Below are 21711 nucleotides of genomic sequence, written 5' to 3' on the forward strand. Positions count from 1 at the left end.
TTTTTTGGCTCTAAACAGGAAAAAACATTAAACTGAAAATTGCGTCAACATTTATGCAACACTAGTGATGTCCCACCCTCTTTTTATAAAAATCCAAACATAACTAAATATAATAAAATATGGTATACGATTCTTATAAGAGAGAGGTCTAATTCATGACACGTAAACTAGTCATTCATCTATTAACAATCACAGCCTGCTTTTTACTCTTTTCTATTAGCATGCTGTATTCTGAAAGATACCTTTTCTTAATTCCACTTGGAATGTTAGGTTTATTTGGACAATGTTATTTCACTTATCGCTTTACCCAAATCTTATTAACGGAACCGAAATGAGATCCATGCACTTTTATTAATTTTACTCTTTACAAGTTGACTTTGTACGTATATAGTTTGATACTAGTATCAGGTATAAGTTTTTACATAAAGGAGAGACCATTATGCTAACAATTGAGCAAATTAAAGAAATTATCCCTCACCGCTATCCATTTTTACTAGTAGACCGTATTATTGAAGTAGAAGAAGGCAAAAGTGCCGTAGGTATTAAAAACGTGACGGCTAATGAAGAATTTTTCAACGGACACTTTCCTGAATATCCAGTTATGCCAGGTGTTCTAATTGTAGAAGCACTTGCTCAAGTCTGCGCCGTTGTTATGTTGAAAAAAGATGATAACAAAGGAAAACTTGGCTTATTTGCAGGTATCGACAACTGTCGCTTTAAAAAGCAAGTTGTTCCTGGCGATCAGCTTCGTTTAGAAGTAGAAATGACACGCGTGCGCGGTACGATTGCGAAAGCTCGTGCTGTTGCGTCGGTCGATGGCGAAGTGGCTTGTGAAGCGGACGTAACGTTTGCATTGTTTAATCCAAAACAAGCATAACTACTTTAGAGCATTTGGAAGCCACAAAAAAGAACGCCATTGCTAGCGTTCTTTTTTGTGAATCTATTATCCTTGCCTCACTTTCATACGAACATGCTCTAAATGTTCACGAACTGCTTCTGCTGCACCTTGAGCATCTCTATTTTTAATTGCTTCAAAGATGCGATCATGATCTTCATGAACCTGCTTGCGACTCTCAGGCCTTTGCGTTAACGAATACGCTAACGCTTTGCGATATAGATGACCCAAGTTCTCTACTGTGTGAAGCAAAAATGAATTATGTGCCGCTTTTACAATATCATGGTGAAAGCGATAATCTGCTTCATAACCAATTTCAGCACTATTTTTAATCGTTCCTTTGAATGCTTCTAACGATTCTTTAATTTCTAGTAGTTCTTCTTCGGTATGACGAATAGCCGCTAGGCTTGCCGCTTCTGATTCAATGATAATTCGCATCTCAACTAATTCTAACACCTGGTCTGCTTCAACCATTTCAAACGTCATCGGATCAAGCATGCCTGCTAAGTTTACTCGCTTAACATAGCTTCCTCCACCTTGTCTGGATTCAATTAATCCACTAGCTGACAAAACGCTTAACGCTTCACGAATAGGTGCACGACTAACACCAAACATTTTCGAAAGCTCATGCTCAGATGGTAAGCGAGATTCAGGCGGAAAAGTCTTTTCCTTTATCATCTTCTTTAACTGATCAAGAACTTGACTTGATACTTTCTTACGCTCAATTGGTACAAACATTATTATTCCCCTCTCTGTTTGCTTTTTGTCTTATTCGTCTACAACATTCTTCTCCCTGCACGAAAGAGGGATTTACGCGATGTAAGATCCCAACTAATCTGTACTGAGTCCCCTTGATGAAGTGTAAACCTCTCATATGTAACCGCTTTAAAATTTCTTTGTATTACAAGTATACATTAATTTTTAAAAAAATGTAAAAAAATTTCTATAATTATCACAATTTTCACATGAAAACAAATCATAAATGAATGGATGTTCATGTTTTTTTGACATAACATTCCACTATTTCCCTTTTCACTATATAGCAGCAAACTTCTTTGTAAATAGCGAGATACCAAGGATTAAAAAGGTTTTTTTCCATATTACCCCTTGTTTATCACTCTTATTTTAAGGGAAAAGAGTCAGAATTTGAAATTCTATTTAGATATTTTGTATGGTTCATATATGTTCTTGCGAATAGTTCAATTCAAACTGACAAATAGTAAGAACATTATAAACGGTAATTTCTGCAAGTTAACTTGTAAAATAAACTAAATGGTGAGGAAAATCATGATACTAAACTTTGAACAGTTACCTGACATTCAAATTAAGCAACTAGTCGGCCCAACTTCTCAGCGCGTCTTACATCTCGCTTATCACTCGAAACATGTCAAAAACTCGTCATTATTTTTTAGCATGAAAGGCGAAAACGCGGACGGATATCAATTTATAGAAGAAGCTATTCAAAAAGGAGCTGTAGGAGTCTTTGGATCCGTTCATCGTTGTTTTCAACAACTTCATGATAAGTATCCGCACTGTACGTTTATCGTTGTAGATGATGTTCGAAAAACAATGGCAAATATTTCTAAGTTCTATTTCCAACAAGCGGATGAAAAGCTCAAAACAATTGGCGTAACTGGTACAAACGGAAAAACAACAGTAGCAGCTTACGTACGTTCATTATTAACGCTACTCCGATTACCAACAGGTTCAATTGGCACGACGGGGATTTGGTCTTCACATAAAAAATTAACCTATCAAAAAAGCACCCCCACAACGCCTGAATCAATTGATTTGCACCAAATTTTTCATGACCTAGAAACATTCGGAGATGAGGCAGCTGTCATGGAGGTTTCATCCATTGCCATTGATCAAAAGCGCGTTGAAGGAATTTTATTCGATGTCGCTATTCATACAAATTTCTCAGAAGAACACCTTGAGTATCATAAAACGATGGAACACTATAAAAACTGTAAAATGAAGCTATTTGAACAAGCCAAAACGGCTGTTATAAACGTTGATGATGATTTGATGGGAAAAAATTTGCTTCAACTATTTAAAAATCCAATGGTTACTTATAGTCTCAACAAGAACTCCAACGCAACGCTGCGTGCTGATTCTATCAGCGTAGAAGAAAAAGGAACAACGTTTGAGCTTCATTATAACGACAACATTTATCCAGTAACCGTCCCTGTGTTTGGCGAATATAATATTGCTAATGTGCTATCAGCTATCGGTACAGCGCTACTGCTTAATTTTCACATTGAGGATATTCTTAACGTTCTACCACAGCTCGCTAGTCCTGAAGGGCGTTTCCAAGTAATTGAAGGGCCACAAAATCAAAAGATTATCCTTGACTATGCTCATACGCCTGTAGCTCTAACTCGACTTTTGCAAGAAGTAAAAAAATTAACATATAATCGTTTAATTGTGATGATTGCTGGAATTGGCATCCGAGACTTTAACAAAATGCCCAAAATGGCCAGCATCATTGAGGGACAAGTGGATGAAGTTGTTGTTACCGTTGACCATCCTGGCTTTCATAACCCTAACGATATCATTGACCAAGTATTTACAGGATTTGCTCATCCCAATGCTTCGAACCTTCACCGAGCTCCAACGAGAAGAGAAGGAGTCTTAGAATCCTTAGAGCTTGGAGGAGCAAATGATGTTATTTTATTAACCAGCGGCTGTATCAACGGGTCTCAAATTGTAAAAGGAGAGTATATTCCTCACTCCGATGAAGCTATTATTGAATCTTATTATGTAGCATTATAAAAACTCCTTAAAGCCAGTTTTCCCTTTTCATAGTACTCTTTTTTTATTGCTAGTGGTACCATGCTTCCACCTGTTGCCCATACAATATGAGTCGCATGTTCAAGTGTTTGTCGAGACAGCTGTCTGTTTGCCATTACTGGTCCCATCATACCGGCTAGTGCTGATGGCTCTAATTCAATTCCTTCGCTATCAGCCAACTCTGCTAACAATCGATGCATTTCATCATCACTGATTGTGTAGCTCCCCTCTAGAACTGGACCAATTACTTGACCAACAAACCCTGATGGCCTTCCTACGGCTAATCCATCTGCTTCAGTTATATTATCAAGACCAATATCTTGCACAGAAATTTTATCATGAAGATTTGTTGCTAAACCTAACAACATACAAGGTGCGTGGGTTGGCTCAGCAAAAAAGCAGCGAACATCATCGCCATACATAAGCTTTAAGCCAAAAGCCACTCCGCCTGGACCACCTCCAACTCCACACGGTAAATACACGAATAAAGGATGGTTTTTGTCTACTTTGACCTTCATTGCAGCAAGCTGCTTTTTCAAACGAATGGCGCTTACAGCATAACCTAAAAATAAATGCTTTGAATTTTCATCATCTACAAAATAACACATTGGATCAAGTGATGACTGCTTACGCCCTTCTTCTACAGCTTTACTGTAGTCATCTGTGTACTCGATAACCGTTACCCCTTTACTTCTTAACAAATCTTTTTTCCATTGCTTGGCATCAGCTGACATGTGAACGGTTACTTGAAAGCCAAGCTTAGCACTAATTATTCCAATACTTAATCCTAAATTCCCAGTCGACCCTACCGCGATTGTATACTGCTGAAAAAACAAACGAAATTTTTCACTATCAAACTTTCGGTAATCATCTTCAAACGAAAGCATGTTATGTTTAATAGCTAAGTCTTCAGCATACTTTAAAATTTCATAAATGCCACCTCGCGCTTTAATTGACCCCGAAATGGGTAAGTCATGGTCACACTTAAGCAGAAGTTCTCCCTCGATTTGTTGGCTAAAACGGCTTTCTAAACGCGATTTCATTGTAGGAATGGCAATCAAAGGTGACTCAATTATTCCCTTTGTTTCTTTCGTTTCGGGAAAAACATTCTGTAAATAAGGTGCAAACCGGTCAAGCCTTGATTCTGCATCCTTAACGTCCTGCTCAGTTAGTGGCATCTTTTGTTTATGTAGTTGAAAAGACTGCTTGTTTGGGTTCATCCAGCAGGTTTCTGTGAGTTGGATAAGTTCTTTTATAACCGGAAATGTTTCTGTTAACCTTACTACGTCGTATTTTTCTATTTCCATCCTTATTCCCCCCTCTTTTGTCTATGCTTTATTATCATTTTATCATGAACTATTCTTTTATTAATGCTAATCCAAAAGATAAATTAAGTGACATTTTTTGATTTCCCTATTATGATTAAAGCGATTTCATTAAACAAAAGGGGGACATGTGTGATGGCTTACAGCGCAAATGAACAGCGGTACAAAGAAATGATTTATAACAGGTGTGGAAACTCTGGCTTACTGCTTCCCGCACTGTCACTGGGACTTTGGCATAATTTCGGGGGGTAGATTCGTTTGAAAATGGAAAAGCCATGCTAAGACGGGCTTTTGACTTAGGAATTACTCATTTCGATTTAGCAAACAACTATGGACCACCACCAGGCTCTGCTGAAGAGATGTTTGGAAAAATGTTAAATGAAGACTTTTCCTCTTATCGAGATGAATTAATTATCTCTACAAAAGCGGGCTATCGAATGTGGGAAGGTACATATGGAGAATGGGGATCAAAAAAATACCTTGTTGCTAGTTTAGATCAAAGTTTAAAGCGCATGGATCTTGAATATGTTGATATTTTCTATTCTCATCGCCCTGACCCTAATACCCCTCTTGAAGAAACCATGCAAGCGCTTGATTTAATTGTAAAACAAGGAAAAGCGCTATATATAGGTGTTTCAAGCTATAGCGCGGAGCAAACAAAAGAAGCTGTGCATATTTTAAATGAACTCGGCACACCCCTTCTCATTCATCAGCCAAGCTACTCAATGTTTAATCGTTGGATAGAGGACGGACTCCAAGATGTGCTAGCAGATCATCAGGTTGGCTCCATTGCATTTTGTCCGCTTGAGCAAGGGTTGCTTACGAATAAATACGTATACGGCATTCCACAAGACTCGAGAGCAGCAAAAGAAACCGGCTTTTTAGATGCGAAGCGCGTAACTGCAAAGGTGGTTAATCAAGTGCAAAGACTTCATCAAATTGCACAGAAACGAGAACAAAGCTTAGCTCAAATGGCTCTTTCTTGGGTGTTAAGAGATGGAAATATTACCTCTGCCCTCATAGGAGCAAGTCGCGTAAGTCAAATTGAAGAGAACGTTGCAGCCCTTCATAAACGTTCATTTACGCAAGATGAACTTCGCCAGATTGATGCCATCTTAAATAGCTAAAAGAACCTTCTGCTCTCCAGATAAGAGTAGAAGGTTTTTTTGTGAGAGCGCATTTAGATTTTCCCATCGTATTTGCGACCATCATTATGCTTTTGATTGCGCTCATCTGTCATACGCATTTGCTCAGCTTTCTCCTGAGCATTTACATGATTGGCATCAGTCGGTAAATTTTTCTTTGAACGTCCTTTTGCATTGCTCATGTTATCACCTCCAGCTTGATACCCCGTTAGCTTCTCCACTTTTTCGGGCATCATACGCTAGAAAATCAGCCTGTATTACGCAAGCCGGCCGCAATTCCATTAATAGTTAATAACACTTCTTGTAGAAGTCTATCAGCCTGCTCTTCATCTGCTTGACGAAGTTTGGAAATAAGTTCGACTTGGAAGAAGCTTAACGGATCAACGTATGGATTTCGCAATCGAATAGACGATTGAATATTCGGTAGGTGCTCCATTAATTCTTCTTGATCCGTAATTTGTAGAATTGCTTCTTTCGTTTCGGTATACTCTTTCTCAATCGCTCCGAAAATTCGATCAGCAATCGCTTTGTCTTCAACCATTGAAGTATAGTTTTTCGCAGTCATTAAGTCTGCTTTCGTTAAAGCCATCTGCAAATTATCAATTGTTGAGCGGAAAAACGGCCACTCTTTATACATTTGCTGCAGTAGAGAAAGACTTCCTTCTTTTTTGATAAGATGTACAAGACCCGTTCCAGCTGCATACCAAGCAGGCAAAAGCTGTCGACTTTGTGTCCAAGCAAATACCCATGGAATAGCTCGCAGGTCTTCAAAACGGTCACTGCCTTTTCGACTCATTGGACGAGATCCAATGTTAAGAGCACCTAACTCTGGTAACGGTGTTGCTTGTTTAAAGTATGTTAAAAAGTCTGGATCTTCAAACACAAGATGCTGATAATGAGCAAGCGCTTCTTTTGATGCAATGTTCATCGCTTCTTCCCACTGAGATGTACGAATATCCGTTTGTTCAGCTTCAGACGACACTTTGGCAGCTGCTGTTAGCAAGGTTGAAACCGCTTGTTCTAGGCTTCGGTGCGCAATGTCGTATAGCGAATAGCGAGAGGATAATACTTCTCCTTGCTCTGTAATTTTAACGCCGTCTCCTAGCGTTTCAGCAGGTTGCGATAAAATACTTCGGTTTAATGGACCACCGCCTCGACCAAGAGATCCACCTCGACCATGGAAAAATTTAAGGCGTACGTTATAGCGCTTCGCCATATCATGAATTTCCTGCTGAGCTTTGTAGAGCTTCCAGTTTGCCGTTAACGTTCCGCCATCCTTGCTTCCATCAGAATACCCCAGCATAATCTCCTGTAAATCATTTTGTTCTGCCAAATGTTTTCGATAAAAATCAAGTTGGAATAGCTCTTCCATAATTTTTGGCCCAGCCGTTAAGTCATCAATCGTTTCTAATAAAGGGGCAACGTTTAAATAACTTTCAATTTCTCCGTTGGCATGCAAACGATAGATTCCTGCTTCTTTTGCCAAAACCATTACTTCTAATAAATCGCTAGCTGATTGGGTCATGCTAATTAAGTAGACTTCAATCGAACGCTTTCCGAATTCTTCATGTGCACGCTTAATCATTTGAAACGCTTCAATTATTTGCTTTGTTTCTGGCGAATAGTCTTCAGTGAACGAAATAAGCGGACGAGGATCTTGTAAGATTCCGCTTAGCAGCTCCAACTTTTCTTTTTCTGTCAAGGAAGAATAGTCTTCTACAATGCCAACTGAATATAAAATCTCTTTAATTGCTGCTTCATGTTCACCGCTATGATTTCGAATATCAAGCGTTGCTAAATGGAAGCCAAACAATTCTACTTGACGAATTAGTTGACGAACGCTTTTCAATTCATATTGCATCGGATGATGTAAACGTAAGCTTTTTTGAATAAGCTTAATATCATTAAGTAGCTCGTCAGCCTGCTTATACCCACCTTCTTGTCCAACATGTTCCAACTTATGAAGCATAATCGTTAATTTACAGCGATATACCTCATGAGGCACGCGCCATCTTTTCTTTTGAGGCAAAAGCTGTTTTTCTTGTTCAACCGATTGCACTAAATCTTCTAAAATTAAAACTCGCTTTGTTGATTGACTTAGGCGCTCCCTTAAATTCAATAAAGCTGCTCTATACTTACGAACCGCTACGCTACGATGCTTTGTTAAGGTTTGCCACGTTACCTTTGGCGTTACGTTTGGATTACCATCTCTGTCCCCACCAATCCAAGATCCAAAACGCAGAACGTTTGGCACTTGCCACTGCTGCTCAGGATAGTAGCGTTTCAATGAATCCTCCAGATCTTGATGAATATGTGGTAATACTTCAAACAACGTTTCATCAAAATAGTATAATCCATTTGCCACTTCGTCCATTACGCGCGGCTTACGATCTCGTAGTTCAGCCGTTTGCCATAAAATCATGACTTCGTTAAAAAGCTGCTCTTCTAACTCTTCCCGTTCACGTTTTGTTACTGATTTTTGTTCAAACGCTTGTAAAATATCAGCAATTCGCTTATGGATGTCCAGCACGCTTCTTCTCGTTGCTTCTGTTGGATGCGCTGTAATAATTAACTCTAAAGACAGCGTTTCAAGAAGTTTTGTAATAACGTCCGCTGTTACGCCACTATTTTTCAAATCACTTACTGCTTTTTCAAGTGATCCAGGCTGTATGTTTGCTTCTTCTTGCTGCTGATACTCGCGCTTGCGGCGAATGCGGTGGTTTTGTTCCGCAATATTAACTAGATGAAAATAAACAGAAAATGCACGAATGACTTGCTGTCTCATTGGATCTTCAATGCTTGTTATTTCAGATTTTAACTGTTCATAGATATCCTGATTATTATGTTCACGAAGTATTTTTGCCACTTCACGTATTTTTTCAACTTTATTAAGTAACTCTTGTCCACCCTCATAAATTAATACATTTCCTAGTAGTTGTCCAAGAAACTTGACGTCTCGACGCAATGCGACGCTGTTGTCTTGCTCAGTAGTTTGTAAAACCGTCATTTCTTCTTCCACCCCTTGACAAAAAATCTAACGTTTCATTTTTTAGAAAATTGAAACTAATTACAGTATATCATAAATAAATTCAATTTTCATGTAAAAAAACCTAACATATTTTTTATTATATAAAAAAACAGGTACTCAGTAAGGAATACCTGTCATTACAAAGTTACATATTTGCACGTTTCATTCTATTTTCTTCCTCGCTTAAGAACTGGATAAAATGAGCCATCATTGCAAGCGGCTGTGCTTTAATTCGCTCAATGTATTCTTCTTTACGATATGAAGAGACCACTTCACTTTTTTGAATGCGCTCAATTGCGTATTCTGCTCCTACCTTCCGCATTTCTTTACGCTTTAATTTCGTTTCTCTTGATAACGCCATACCAATTGCTCCAATCAGAGCATATATACCTAACATCGGTAGCGCTTCACGAGTAACAGGATCTGTAAAAAGCATAAACCCTAAATTGAAGACAGAAACTGCGATGAGAGGCAGTGACCAAAACATATAGCGTGATACTTTCTTCGTAAAAGGTGAAAGTTTTTCTTGAAGCTGTTCCACCTCTTTTTGAATATACGCTGACATTTGTAATGATAATAGTTTCACAAAATCCCCAACCTTATGTTTAAATATGCAAATAGCCGTTACCAATTAGGTAGCGGCATGTTCATAACCTAAAAGACCTTTACCTGCTTATTGGTAAGGTCTTGCTAACAACGAACTCGTTTCCAACAAAGCCGAGAGCATATGCTCTGTACTGACGACCTTATTGTAAAAGCTACTCCCCTTAGAGCAACATCCTATAATTACTATCATTTTAGAAAATGTAAGTTTCATTGTCAAATGTTTCGCTTTTTGACACTCTCATGCTATCATAGCCCTACAAAAACCTTTAGAAGGGAGTCTACACTATGCTAATTTCCAGCATTATGTATTCATATGTGGTTAGAAAAGTTGATCGCTTTCAGCAATATTATATAAAACAAGAGTACGAACTCCAGCTTTTCACTACTCAAGTAAAGTGTAACGCGCGGTCTTTCACGCTAGAACAAGTTTTGGACATTTCATATAAACCCTTTTCTTCAGAAAAAGGATTACTGTATTTACATACTCATCAAGGTGTTTTCAAATATGAAATTCAAGCAGATCCCTCAACGTTTATTAGTGAATATAAACGTCTAAAAACAACGTAAGGCATGAAAAATTGTTCTCTTTTAAGAGGCATTTTTTCATACCTTTCATTCATTGCCTTTATAGACGTGTGCTTAATGTGAAGTCCTCTACTTGGTCCATTGCATTTATTACTTCTTCTTTTGTAAAATCCCCAATAAAGCGAAGAGCTTCTTCTTCCTTAATTGCATGAGTTGCTACTAGCTGTTTAGCTTCTTCTTTTTCTTTAATCCCTAAGTCTGAGAGCGTGCGCGGAAACCCTAACGCTTCGTAAAACGGTATAAGTTCTTTGACCACTTCTAATTGGTTTTCTAACATAAGCTGAACCAAAATACCATATGTCACTTTTTGACCATGAAGAACATGATGAGCTTCTTCAACAAAGCTAAGTCCATTATGAACTGCGTGAGCACCTGATACCCGCCCGTACTGAACCGCAAATCCTCCAACGGTTCCAGCAATCATAATAATGGATTCTACTACCCTCGTAAATGCCGGGGTAACCTTCTGTTCTTGTAAACTTTTAATAGCAGCTTCGCTATCTGCCATCAATATATCTCTAATATATTTTGCTTGATTAAGACCTGAATATACCATTGCTGAAAGTTCATGTGCGTTTTTCGTGTTTCGAATAATCGCATCTGCTTCGTACCATTTTGCTAGAGTATCTCCAATGCCGCTTTTAACATAGTTAACAGGAGATGAAAGTAAAAGCTTTGGGTCTACAACTGTTAAAAAGCTCGCTCTCTTATGGTAATCAACGCGAACGTACTGCCCGTCTCCATCATACATCACGCTAAGAGGCGTTGTTGCTGCACATGTTCCAGGAATCGTTGGCACAAGAATAACTTCAACGTCTAAATAATCCGCTAATGATTTTGCACTATCTAGTACAATACCTCCACCAATTCCAATTACCAAATCAACGTTATAAAGTTCTTTTGCATAGGTATGAATATCTTCATCATAACAATACCCTTTATGCTGGATAACTGGAATATGTTCAGGCAATGCACCGTATTGATTAAAAGCATCAAATGATTTGAATCCTGTAAAAACTACTGGTCTAGAAAAACTTGCTATATACTCGTCAATTTTCTTCGCAGCACCTATTTCACAAATATAATGATTAGGGCCACTTCTTACAATATTAGGTTCACTCATGTTGTCCTCCTTAACCGTTTCATAATTTTTAATTTTTCGTTAATTAACTCAGTATACGATAGAAGAATTTGGCATGCAAACCCTACAAAGTCTTTCACTTATGTAAAAGCTCTTAATGTCTTATTTCAACAACTTTTTAATGATGACTCTCTCCCAAACGCTCCACGGAAGCATACGCTTTACCGATATGGATAACTTGACCCCTTTACCAACAGGATGTCTAAGTTTTTTTATCTGAGATTGGTTACACAAAGAAAGAAGTAAAGAAACAACTTGATCAGGGTCACCAAGGTTTTTCTCACCAGCCTGTAGCTCATTCTCAATTGCGCGCATATAAGCGTGGTAAGGAGATCCTTCATTCAACGAATGCTTCGATACCTTCTTACCTGTTGTCCAAATATTCGTCGCATAAGAACCTGGTTCAATTAAAGCAACATCAATTCCAAACGGCTTTAACTCAAGCCGTAAACTTTCACTATATCCTTCGAGTGCGTGTTTAGAAGATACGTACGGCGATAATCCCGGAAAGCCGATTAACCCACTGATGCTGCTAATATTAATAATTTTACCCCTGCGCTTTTCTCGCATAAACGGAAGCACCGCTTGAGTCACCCTCATGACACCGAATACGTTCGTTTCAAACTGCTCTTTGTATTCATCTATATGAATTTCTTCGCTAAAACCACCAAACGCAAATCCTGCGTTATTAATTAACACATCAACCCCGTTACCCTTATCTAAAAATGCAGTTAACTGGTCAACTGAACGCTGAGACGTAACGTCTAGTTCAACAAACGTTACCCTCTCCTTTAACTTGTCTTTTTCTAACATCCTTAGCAGAGCACTTTTCTTTTCTAAATTGCGCATTGAAGCGATGATATTATATCCAGCTTTGGCAAGGTGATACGCGCTAAGTAAACCAAACCCGCTTGAGGTACCTGTAATTAATACTGTTTGTTCTTTAAACTCAGGAAATTGACTCATGTTATCACTCTCTCTATTTTAGTGGTTGTTTAACACAGGTTCATTCAACCATATACACCCATTATAGATTAATTATCTGTAGAGAAACCACTTTGGTAAACGTATGATCACATGCATCGCTTTAACAGGAGGACTACTTCTATCTACCTTACCAACCTCAGCTGCAGCAGCTAACTATACGCTCTATACAAAGGGCAGTTCAGTTGATAAAGCGACAACCACGACTTTCGGACAAGTCTACACGGGAGGCAGTACGGATGTAGACGAAGCATTTAAATGGATGATTAATGGTCGTTACGCAGCCAGGAGCTGTAAACGCTGCAGTTTATATGGCGAAAACAAACCAAGCACCAACTACTTGTTTAAGTGGTGTACCGCTAACATTCAACAACGTTTCTATTTATAAACTCTTTAACGGAAACACGTTTAACCTTTCAACATGGTCTGGTTCTGGCGGGCTATCCTATACGTTGAATGTCAACAATGGCACTATTACTTCTTCTGCAGGCAGTATTTATGGTGGTAGTCGCTAAATCTAACTTCATGATTGAGAGGCTGGGATATAAGGATTTCAGCCAATGATAAACCTAAACGATTGAGAGTTTCTCACTTTTAATCGTTCAGGTTTTTTGTTGATTGTGAAAACAATGTTGGAAACAGGGTGGAATGGAGCGTAGGAGTCGCGTGTCCTAAGCTCCATTTCACTAGCTTTTTAAACTTGTCTTGGAACCAACAAAAAATACCCAAACTATCAAAAGCAGTTAACTCGCGATAGTTTGGATATATCATTAACTGAAATACTTATGGTTCATCCTTTTTTATTTTTGCTCATCAATATACTGAACTAGCTCAAACAATACGTGATAAATTAATTCAAACGTATCATGTAGAGAAAGGTTTTCATCAAATCCTTTCATTGATTCGATATCAATATTAATGTCCCACATACCGTCTTTGTCGTTAAATAGTGCTTGAAAGCTGTTTTGTCCCTCTGACAATTGATTTGTTAAAAATGCTTTGATATGAGAACCTACTTTTTTCGGCTGACGCAGTCCTAAAAGCACTTTGTACGTACGAAAAACATCATCAAGCTCTACAGAAACCCCTTCAACACGAATTACATCAAATGATTGACATTCAATATAAATAAACTCATTCGGATGGTTTTTAACATATTGAATTGGCTCTTTTAAAAATGTACCAGCAGCTTCTTCAGATAATAAATTTTCGGACTCTTTATCTACTCTCTCCACATATGCATCCGCAAATCTAGTGTAATCAGCTTTGGAAGAAATTGTGACGCCTTCTGGAATTAATTCGTTTTTCATTGCAAAATCCTTCTCCTCTTCATAAAGCTCTACTTTTTGTCCCGAACTTCCTCTTAGTTCTACTTCAATATACTCTTTTACCGTTTCTTTTAACATCGCTTTCCCCTACCCTATTACGGTTAGCCACCTGATTGTCTAACAACTCATTTTTCTTTTATAATAACTGAAATGAAGGGTAATTTCTACCATGTACAAACGGTTGTCTTGCACTTTTTTTACTTTTTTTATTTTGTTAAATCTATTCGATCCTCCATCTGCGGTGGTTCTTCCATCCAGCCGTTCCTTGCCATAATTTTCCCACCCTCTTGACCATAGGTTAAGATATCTTTAGCCGTATCAATTAAAAGTAGCGGAAGGTCATTTCGTAAGCTAAAGGCTGTTCCAAGCGCGTTGCTTCCCAATCCGAAGCTACAGAAGATACTTGTGCAGTACATCATGAGTTTATCTGAAAATGGTGCTATTTGAGAATTTGTTGCTTTACCAGCCCACGTCGATGAAGCTTGAATGTCGCTGGCGAGAAGCAGCTGCGTATAGTTAGCGATAATTTTCTTTGATAACTCTTTCCCTTTTATAAAATATTTACGTACTTCTGGCTCATTAGCAGCTTGTGCAAATCCTGTTATCATTTGCATGCCTAAAATATTTGTTTCCACTGCATAATGAATATGCGCTACTTCGACCGTATTAAGCGCTCGCTTTTCAGAAAATAGCTTCATACCATTCATATACCCTGTACCTTTAGCAAACTTTACTTCTTTTGGCATGGATACCACAGGTGGTCTCACTAGAACACCTTTTTTCTGTAAATAATCTACGCATTTGCTATATACGCCTTGCGTAAATTCTGTTAGCTCTTGAAATAGAGACACGATATCATCACGATGTGCCATGCTTAAATGAAGAGTGTGTAACCCCATGCTCATTTGCTTTAATAAGCGTAAAAACATAATGTCAAATAGGTGGTCGTAAAGTTTTGGTACCTCTGTATTTACGTCTTGTTCTGTAAATCCAACGGGCACAACGGCTCCTTCTTGTTCAAAAATTTGTTTTATTCTTTCTATATAATGAACAATTTTATTATGCGTAGATGTTAAAATTTCTTTAGCTTCTTCATCTTCTGCATGCTCAATGAAATGTTCCAGTAACCGCTGAGACATTGTTTTTTGTTGATACGTCATCCATAGCGTTGCTAGTTCACTTGAGCTAAGTGGTATATGACTTGTCATTTATGGTGCCTCCTATACTTTATCAAGATAAATAAAATACCTTTGATTAATCTCTTATGTAAATTCTGAGTAAGTCCCTTAAAAGCAATACTACATAGCGCGGCTTCTAATTTAGGCGTTCTCATCTCTATATCTTTACTTTTTTTGATACTACTACTATTTGCATTTTTAATCATAATATGTAGCCATGAAAAAAAGCTCTCTGGTATGAGAGCTTTCTCCGTTATCTTTTAAGCTGAACAAATTTTCTTTTGCCAACTTGAACAATTAAGTCATTTTCTATGGCTACTTGTAAGTTTTCATCTGTTACTTTTTCTTGATTTAGTTTTACCCCACCATTTTTAATCATCCGACGGGCTTCACTTTTAGAGGTTTGAAGTCCTAGCTCAACCAATAGCTCAATGATTGGAAGTTGTTCTGAACCTTCCCATTTCATCACCGGAATATCATCTGGCAAAGCTCCTTTTTGGAAGACCGTTTTGAAATGATTCTCAGCTTCTTGTGCAGCTTTTTCACCATGGTACATTCGTACAATTGTTTTACCAAGCTGCATCTTTAGATCTCGAGGATGTTTCGTGTTCATTGTTAAACCTCGTTCCATCTCTTCAATTTCTTCTAAAGGTACATCCGTAGCAAGCTTGTAGTACTTTATCATGAGTTCATCTGGAATTGACATTGCTTTTCCATACATGTTCCAAGGCTCTTCATCAATACCGATGTAGTTCTTTTTGGACTTAGACATCTTTTCTACTCCATCTAACCCTTCTAATAAAGGCATAAGCATGGCTACTTGCTTTTCTTTTCCATACTTCTCTTGAAAGTGACGTCCCATTAAAATATTAAAGTGCTGATCTGTTCCACCAAGTTCAATATCACATTCTAATTCTACAGAATCATACCCTTGCATAAGTGGATAGAAAAATTCGTGAAGAGAAACTGGCTTTCCTTCTCCTAAACGCTTTTCAAAGTCATCTCGTTCTAGTAAGCGTGATACGGTAATTTTCCCTGCTAAATTAATGACGTCTTCAAAATTAAGCTTTGATAACCAAAAGGAATTATAGTGAAGTTCTACTTTGTTCATATCTAGCACTTTTCCGAATTGTTCAAAGTACGTTTTGGCATTATGCTTGACTTCCTCATCCGTTAATTGTTTTCTCGCAATAGACTTACCCGTTGGATCACCAATTTTACCTGTGAAATCACCGATTAAAAGCTGAATAACATGCCCATTTTCTTGAAATTGACGAAGCTTATTTAATACGACTGTATGCCCTAAATGAACATCAGGAGCTGAAGGGTCCAATCCTAGCTTAATTTTCAGCGGTGCACCTGTTATAACGGCCTTTGCTACTTTTTGCTTCAGTTCATCCGCAGGAATGATTTCCTGAGTTCCAAAACTATATAATTTGTATTGCCTCTCAATCTCTGCTTTTTGATTTTCTGTTGCTTGTGCTAAAAAGTTTTCCATTTTACTTCCTTAAAAATAATAAAAACCACGCCCCTAAATAAGGGACGTGGTTCTTACACGCGTTACCACCCTTGTTGAAGAGAGCTGTTCTCTTCCACTTCATTTTTTAACGGCTACTCACCGCTCTTTGCTGCTACACAAAGAAAGCTCAAGGAATGTAATTCACTTTTATCTATATACCAGTTCACACCGTCCACTGGCTCTCTGAAAAATAGGGAGATAAAAACTACTAAGATCCTCTCAATGCCTATACGTTATTAATATTTTGAATCATATAGCGAAGCTGCTCAGCTAACCGTTCTTGCTCACTTACTTCCATTGAATGAACAAGCTTCTTTTCACCTTGATGAAATTTTGGATACAGCTCTTTAATTACTTGTTCACCTTTTTCTGTTAGGCTAATGCTAACACGACGTCTATCTCTTGGGTCAGCACTGCGCTTACATAGGCCTTTGCGCTCTAATGTATTCGTTATGGTACTAATTGTTGCCGTCGTAACGCCTGAAGAAACAGCTAACTCTTTTGTTTCCCTTTGCCCCCATACCCACACATCATATAGTAATGAAAATGCAGTCCACGATAGTTTATGAGCTGATAGTACGTCGCGTTCCATCACAATGCGCAAAGATTGAGCTGCTCTGTAGAGATTGGTAGCAACTGCTACTGCGTGTAAATCAACGTCTTCTCCTAGGCTTTCAGATAAAACCTTTAAACGATCTACCTCTTCTATTTGATGTTTATTTTTCTTATCCATTCGCACCTTACCTTGAATTTTCAGAATCATTAGCTACCTAATAATTAATTTATATAAGTGTAATTAAACTATACTTTAACCTAAAAAGCAAGCTCTATATAAAAAAAGCATGAAGCCTAAACGTGACTTCATGCTTTTTCTGTAATTTTAAAAGTATCTCTTGAAACGCAGGGTGACTTTTATGATCCGATTTATAAGCAGCATAAATTGTATTGGAGACGTGCAGTGTTGAAAACAATACTTTAGAGCGATTTTGTGCGATTGAATCTTGAACTAAATACGTTGGTAAGACGCTTATCCCCATGCCTTGTTCAATTGCTTCTAATATGGCTCTTAAATCTGGAACAACGTGGGCTGCTTGAATATCAGGACGCTTTTTAAAATGCTCGCGCCAATACCTTCTAATAATCAGTAGCTCCAACCCATACGTGAACCACTTCAAAGCCCTCTTATGTATGGTCTAAAAAAAATTAGAAGTTACAGTATAAGAACTAGAAAGTAATAAAAAAACGTATCTTAGCTTGCATTAACTAACTATATTAGTTAATATATAAATAACAATAGTTTTAAAGCTAACATGAGAAGGAGATGTTCCTATGAGGATCATTCGCGAAGGACATTTATATCAATTGACTTTTTTACCCCGTTTTTTCCCGGTTAATTGTTACCTAGTTGAAGAGGATGATAGTCTAACCTTAATTGATGCTGCACTTCCTTACAGTGCTAAGAAAATATTAAAAGCTGCTAAAAAAATTAATAAACCAATTACACGTATTCTTCTGACACATGCGCACGACGATCACGTAGGAGCACTTGATAAGATAAAACAACTACTTCCCGATGTTCCTGTACATATTTCAAGTAGAGATGCTCGATTAATGAGTGGGGACATTACACTGGATCCTAATGAACCAGATACTCCTATACGTGGTGGAGTACCTAAAAATTTGAAAACCCGAGCAGATATTTTATTACAAAATGGAGATCAAATTGGTTCACTTATCGCGATAGCTGCTCCTGGACATACGCCAGGCTCAATGGCATATTTTGATACGCGTAGTAGAACCTTAATCGCTGGTGATGCTTTCCAAACAAGAGGTGGTATGGCAGTAACTGGCCAACTTAGACCTTTATTTCCTTTTCCAGCAATGGCTACGTGGAATAAGGAAACTGCACTTCAGAGTGCACATAAATTACTAGAATATAACCCTTCATTACTTGCTGTAGGGCATGGAAAAATGTTAAAACAACCAGAAAAAGCTATAACCCACGCTATTACAAAAGCTAAATTAAATATTGAACACATTTAGTATATTTTAAGAAAGGAATAGTTAAATATGACCCCAAGACCAGGACTTGATTTAGATACTATTTTACAAGCCACTACAAAAATGGCAGATACACAAGGGATAGATGAAGTAACATTAGCTTCTCTTGCAAAAACGTTGAATATTCGTCCCCCTTCTCTATATAACCATATAAACGGATTACCAGCGTTAAGGAAAAAGCTTGCTGTTTATGGTTACGAACAACTTCATAAAGTATTAATACGTGCAACTGTAGGGCGTTCAAAAGATAATGCAGTTCGTGCATTAGGAGAAGCTTACATGTTTTTTGTTCGTAATCACCCTGGTTTGTACGAAGCAATGCTTCGTTCTCCTGACCCTGAAGATTTGGAGCTTAGGAGCATACAAAACGAAACAGTTGATACTGTTATTCAAGTACTTAATGAATACGACTTAGGAGAAGATCAAACAATACACGCGACACGGGGATTACGAAGTATCTTACATGGTTTTGCTTCGCTTGAACAGAAGAGAGGGTTCGGCCTTCCTCTTGATCTTGATATAAGCTTTCATACATTAATAGATATTTTTTTAACAGGGATAGATGCAATTAAACAAGAGAGTAAAAAAAGTGAATATTTAAGAGATTAATTTAAAATGAATATTCTTTCATTCATAAAGGTTTTAAATTTGGCGTTGCGATTTTCCTTAGAATTATTTGCACTTGGCTCACTAGCTTACTGGGGAGCACAAACTGGAAAAGGGGTAATGAGAGTACTGTTAGCAATAGGTGCTCCATTAATAATTGCAATTGTTTGGGGAGTTTTCGGTTCTCCACGTTCCCAAGTTCAACTATCTATGTCTATGCATATAATGCTCGAACTGCTTGTATTTGGCCTTCCTTCTGTTGCCCTGTATGCTACTGGTAAACTTATCTCTACTGTAATCTCTAAAAAAAGATTATCTATGCAATCTTTATTGGTATTTACGGTAGTTTTTTTAGGGTTATTTTTGTCTATAGGAGGATGGAATTTCAATATTATTGAAAAAAATCTCATAGGTTCAGGATTAGTTTTTATTGCAGCGTTTATGTATGCTTTTATTTTAGCGTTTACATCAACTTTTCTCTCTTATACCTTTATATTGGAAGGGATAAAAATAATTGGTTCAGAAAAGGCTTCTATTATTTCAATGTTAGGAGTTACCCTAACCATTGTGTTTGGATCCTTATTCTTAGGCGAAAGGCTAGAATTCATACAATGGATAGGATGCAGCTTAGTTTTTATAATGCTCTTTATTCTAAAGGTTGTAAATTTACTATTTAAACAAAGATAGGGTAAATCAACATACCTTATCTTTGTTTATGGGAAAACCAAATTTTTAACATTTATAACCACTCTTCTGCTAATAAGTTAATTCCATTTTTAATCTCATCTTCAGTTAGCCCTCCAAAGCCCAATAACAATCTAGGATTTGATTCACCTACATTATAATAATGCACAGAACAAGGATATACTTTAACTCCTTTAGATAAGGCAGATGTTATTAACTCTTCTTCGTTCATATTATTTTTAATTTCGACAACTATATGCAATCCTGAATTCTGACCAATTATACTTACCTTCTCCTTAAATCTTTCTTGAATAGAAGACAGGAAAATTTGTCTCTTTCTTTTGTAAATAGATCGCATTTTATTTAAATGACGCTCCCAATCTCCATTATTCATAAACAAGTATAAGGTGTTTTGATGAAACCTAGAAACAGTTTGCGAGTGGAATTGATAATTTTTATCGTAAGCTTCTATTAAACGTATAGGGAGAACCATATAACTAATACGTAAAGAAGGAATTAAGGATTTTGAAAAAGTTCCAAGATAAATAACTTTGTCTTGAGTATCTAGACCTTGAAGAGAGGGAATAGGTTTTCCTGTATATCGAAATTCACCATCATAATCATCCTCTATAATAAATCTATCTGTACTTTCATAAGCCCAATTCAAAAGTTCTAATCGTCTAGAGATTGGCATGATTACCCCTAAAGGAAATTGGTGTGAAGGGGTGACATATGCAATATTGGACATCGTATTAGAAAGGTGTTTAACATTCATTCCATGCTTATCAACAGTAACTGGTGAGACTTGTTCGCCAAATTTCTGAAAAGTATTTCGAATACGGCAAAATCCAGGGTTTTCTATACCATAGTGAGGATTATTATTTAATAATTGCAACAGCATAATAATTAAATACTGATTACCTGACCCTATAATAATTTGATTTGGACTAGCTTTAACTCCTCTGGATTGATACAAATGAGAGGCAATTTGTTCACGAAGTAATATATCGCCTTGAGGATGTCCATGAAAGAACAATTGACTTTTTTCGCTAGTTATAGATTCAATGGTATATTTTTTCCATTTTCTATAAGGGAAATGTGTTATATCAATATCTCCAGGGTTAAAATCAATATTTATAGCATTAGTTGAATCCTTAAAAAAATGTTGTTTTCTCTTTTGGGTATCTAATGAGGACTTGTATATAAATAGGTTTGGTTCTGTATAAGTTACAAACATTCCTTTTCTTGGTCGGCTTTCAATGTATCCTTCTGCGTAAAGTTGTTGGTAAGCATTATCTACTGTATTTTGACTAATTTCAAGATGATTAGCTAAATTTCTTTTTGATGGCAACTTTTCTCCGTCCTTGATGTTTCCGTTTCTAATTTCAGCCTTTAAATAGGCAGACAGCTGTATATATAAAGGCTCTTTTGAATTTTTATTTAAATGAGTAGTAACTTCTAGCATATTCTATTCTCCTTTATAGACTGACACCATAAACTATACCACATCTGATTCTTTAACAGGTACCATTCCTTATTTATAATAAACATAAATAATAAGTAAAGGAGTTTAATTTAATATGAATAACGAAAAAGTGATTAATCCGGAATTAAAAGGCGATCAAGTTTGTATTGTACCAATGGATAGAAAGCATCTAGAAGGGTTATGTAAAATTGGGCAAAACCAATCTATATGGGAACATCTACCGGAAACAATTACAACAAAAAATTGCATGGAAACCTTTATCAATAATGCTTTAATGCAAAAGGAGCATTCCTGTTAGAAGGATTTTCGGGGACTTGAACAAAAAAGAGCCCTCTTGGTATGATACG

Annotated in this window: 22 protein-coding genes, 1 pseudogene and 1 other annotated feature; of the genes and pseudogenes, 10 read left to right on the forward strand and 13 right to left on the reverse strand. The window is 37.2% G+C overall.

Annotation, left to right across the window (positions count from 1 at the left end):
• The first annotated feature begins 155 nt into the window (after positions 1–155).
• Both AC1UFB_RS14480 and fabZ read left to right on the forward strand, forming a co-directional pair.
• Positions 156–335 (forward strand): hypothetical protein, encoded by a 180-nt coding sequence (locus tag AC1UFB_RS14480; protein ID WP_025909905.1) that lies wholly within the window; start codon positions 156–158, stop codon positions 333–335.
• Between the two features lie 104 nt (positions 336–439).
• Positions 440–877, forward strand: a complete 438-nt coding sequence (gene fabZ, locus AC1UFB_RS14485; protein WP_328101693.1) for a 3-hydroxyacyl-ACP dehydratase FabZ — start codon at positions 440–442, stop codon at positions 875–877.
• 66 nt (positions 878–943) lie between these two features.
• Here the strand turns inward: fabZ and AC1UFB_RS14490 are convergent, their stop codons facing one another.
• A complete protein-coding gene (locus AC1UFB_RS14490; protein ID WP_061786206.1) occupies positions 944–1633 on the reverse strand; it encodes a FadR/GntR family transcriptional regulator in 690 nt (229 codons plus the stop codon).
• A 549-nt stretch (positions 1634–2182) separates the two neighbouring features.
• Here AC1UFB_RS14490 and AC1UFB_RS14495 point away from each other — a divergent pair.
• Positions 2183–3670 carry a UDP-N-acetylmuramoyl-L-alanyl-D-glutamate--2,6-diaminopimelate ligase gene (locus tag AC1UFB_RS14495; protein ID WP_482589422.1) on the forward strand — a complete coding sequence of 496 codons (1488 nt, stop codon included), beginning with the start codon at positions 2183–2185 and terminating at the stop codon, positions 3668–3670.
• Here AC1UFB_RS14495 and AC1UFB_RS14500 read toward each other — a convergent pair.
• Entirely contained in the window at positions 3655–4995 is a 1341-nt protein-coding gene (locus AC1UFB_RS14500) for a D-serine ammonia-lyase (protein WP_328101691.1), read from the reverse strand. The two genes, AC1UFB_RS14495 and AC1UFB_RS14500, sit on opposite strands and share 16 nt — an antisense overlap.
• 153 nt (positions 4996–5148) lie before the next feature.
• Here AC1UFB_RS14500 and mgrA point away from each other — a divergent pair.
• Positions 5149–6140: pseudogene (gene mgrA / locus AC1UFB_RS14505) on the forward strand (L-glyceraldehyde 3-phosphate reductase).
• A gap of 53 nt (positions 6141–6193) precedes the next feature.
• On the opposite strand, the gene AC1UFB_RS14510 reads toward mgrA, so the two are convergent.
• From AC1UFB_RS14510 to AC1UFB_RS14520, 3 genes are all read right to left on the reverse strand, one after another.
• On the reverse strand, positions 6194–6340 hold the full coding sequence (locus AC1UFB_RS14510) for a hypothetical protein (RefSeq protein WP_025909900.1): 147 nt from the start codon (positions 6338–6340) through the stop codon (positions 6194–6196).
• 65 nt (positions 6341–6405) lie between these two features.
• The gene (gene ppc / locus AC1UFB_RS14515; RefSeq protein ID WP_328101689.1) at positions 6406–9165 is read right to left on the reverse strand and encodes a phosphoenolpyruvate carboxylase; all 2760 of its coding nucleotides are present in this window, start codon (positions 9163–9165) and stop codon (positions 6406–6408) included.
• Positions 9166–9331: 166 nt separating this feature from the next.
• Entirely contained in the window at positions 9332–9772 is a 441-nt protein-coding gene (locus tag AC1UFB_RS14520; RefSeq protein ID WP_025909898.1) for a DUF5392 family protein, read from the reverse strand.
• A 305-nt stretch (positions 9773–10077) separates the two neighbouring features.
• Here AC1UFB_RS14520 and AC1UFB_RS14525 point away from each other — a divergent pair, with 305 nt between their 5' ends.
• Positions 10078–10359, forward strand: a complete 282-nt coding sequence (locus AC1UFB_RS14525) for a hypothetical protein (RefSeq protein WP_061786202.1) — start codon at positions 10078–10080, stop codon at positions 10357–10359.
• A gap of 58 nt (positions 10360–10417) precedes the next feature.
• On the opposite strand, the gene AC1UFB_RS14530 is transcribed toward AC1UFB_RS14525, so the two are convergent.
• Positions 10418–11500 (reverse strand): iron-containing alcohol dehydrogenase family protein, encoded by a 1083-nt coding sequence (locus tag AC1UFB_RS14530; protein ID WP_076512461.1) that lies wholly within the window; start codon positions 11498–11500, stop codon positions 10418–10420.
• A gap of 120 nt (positions 11501–11620) precedes the next feature.
• The gene (locus AC1UFB_RS14535; protein ID WP_100347143.1) at positions 11621–12484 is read right to left on the reverse strand and encodes an SDR family oxidoreductase; all 864 of its coding nucleotides are present in this window, start codon (positions 12482–12484) and stop codon (positions 11621–11623) included.
• 287 nt (positions 12485–12771) lie between these two features.
• On the opposite strand from AC1UFB_RS14535, the gene AC1UFB_RS14540 reads away from it, so the two are divergent.
• The gene (locus AC1UFB_RS14540) at positions 12772–13017 is read left to right on the forward strand and encodes a hypothetical protein (protein ID WP_237072005.1); all 246 of its coding nucleotides are present in this window, start codon (positions 12772–12774) and stop codon (positions 13015–13017) included.
• 285 nt (positions 13018–13302) lie between these two features.
• On the opposite strand, the gene AC1UFB_RS14545 is transcribed toward AC1UFB_RS14540, so the two are convergent.
• The 5 genes from AC1UFB_RS14545 to AC1UFB_RS14565 all read right to left on the reverse strand — a co-directional run bounded on the left by AC1UFB_RS14545 (position 13303) and on the right by AC1UFB_RS14565 (position 17702).
• The gene (locus AC1UFB_RS14545) at positions 13303–13908 is read right to left on the reverse strand and encodes a hypothetical protein (protein ID WP_025909893.1); all 606 of its coding nucleotides are present in this window, start codon (positions 13906–13908) and stop codon (positions 13303–13305) included.
• Positions 13909–14036: 128 nt separating this feature from the next.
• Positions 14037–15038 (reverse strand): DUF3231 family protein, encoded by a 1002-nt coding sequence (locus tag AC1UFB_RS14550; protein WP_061786593.1) that lies wholly within the window; start codon positions 15036–15038, stop codon positions 14037–14039.
• Positions 15039–15261: 223 nt separating this feature from the next.
• Positions 15262–16506, reverse strand: a complete 1245-nt coding sequence (gene tyrS / locus AC1UFB_RS14555) for a tyrosine--tRNA ligase (protein WP_076512463.1) — start codon at positions 16504–16506, stop codon at positions 15262–15264.
• 37 nt (positions 16507–16543) lie between these two features.
• Positions 16544–16759, reverse strand: a binding site (T-box leader).
• A complete protein-coding gene (locus AC1UFB_RS14560) occupies positions 16754–17260 on the reverse strand; it encodes a MarR family transcriptional regulator (protein WP_025909552.1) in 507 nt (168 codons plus the stop codon). Its footprint overlaps the feature before it by 6 nt.
• Before the next feature lie 94 nt (positions 17261–17354).
• Positions 17355–17702: a LysR substrate-binding domain-containing protein gene (locus AC1UFB_RS14565; RefSeq protein ID WP_482589423.1), complete on the reverse strand. Its 348-nt coding sequence runs from the start codon at positions 17700–17702 to the stop codon at positions 17355–17357.
• Between the two features lie 154 nt (positions 17703–17856).
• Here AC1UFB_RS14565 and AC1UFB_RS14570 point away from each other — a divergent pair, with 154 nt between their 5' ends.
• The 3 genes from AC1UFB_RS14570 to AC1UFB_RS14580 are packed head-to-tail and all read left to right on the forward strand — an operon-like array spanning position 17857 to position 19881.
• Complete coding sequence (locus tag AC1UFB_RS14570) at positions 17857–18570, forward strand: MBL fold metallo-hydrolase (RefSeq protein WP_061786595.1); 714 nt, start codon at positions 17857–17859, stop codon at positions 18568–18570.
• Between the two features lie 27 nt (positions 18571–18597).
• Positions 18598–19197 (forward strand): TetR/AcrR family transcriptional regulator, encoded by a 600-nt coding sequence (locus AC1UFB_RS14575; protein WP_078989535.1) that lies wholly within the window; start codon positions 18598–18600, stop codon positions 19195–19197.
• A gap of 6 nt (positions 19198–19203) precedes the next feature.
• Entirely contained in the window at positions 19204–19881 is a 678-nt protein-coding gene (locus tag AC1UFB_RS14580; RefSeq protein WP_482589424.1) for a DUF2568 domain-containing protein, read from the forward strand.
• 52 nt (positions 19882–19933) lie between these two features.
• Here AC1UFB_RS14580 and pdxR read toward each other — a convergent pair whose 3' ends face one another.
• Positions 19934–21343 (reverse strand): MocR-like pyridoxine biosynthesis transcription factor PdxR, encoded by a 1410-nt coding sequence (gene pdxR, locus AC1UFB_RS14585; protein ID WP_482589425.1) that lies wholly within the window; start codon positions 21341–21343, stop codon positions 19934–19936.
• A 115-nt stretch (positions 21344–21458) separates the two neighbouring features.
• Here pdxR and AC1UFB_RS14590 point away from each other — a divergent pair, with 115 nt between their 5' ends.
• A complete protein-coding gene (locus AC1UFB_RS14590; protein ID WP_482589426.1) occupies positions 21459–21662 on the forward strand; it encodes a hypothetical protein in 204 nt (67 codons plus the stop codon).
• The last annotated feature ends 49 nt before the right edge of the window (positions 21663–21711 follow it).

The organism is Priestia sp. KCTC 13724 (assembly GCF_056820425.1).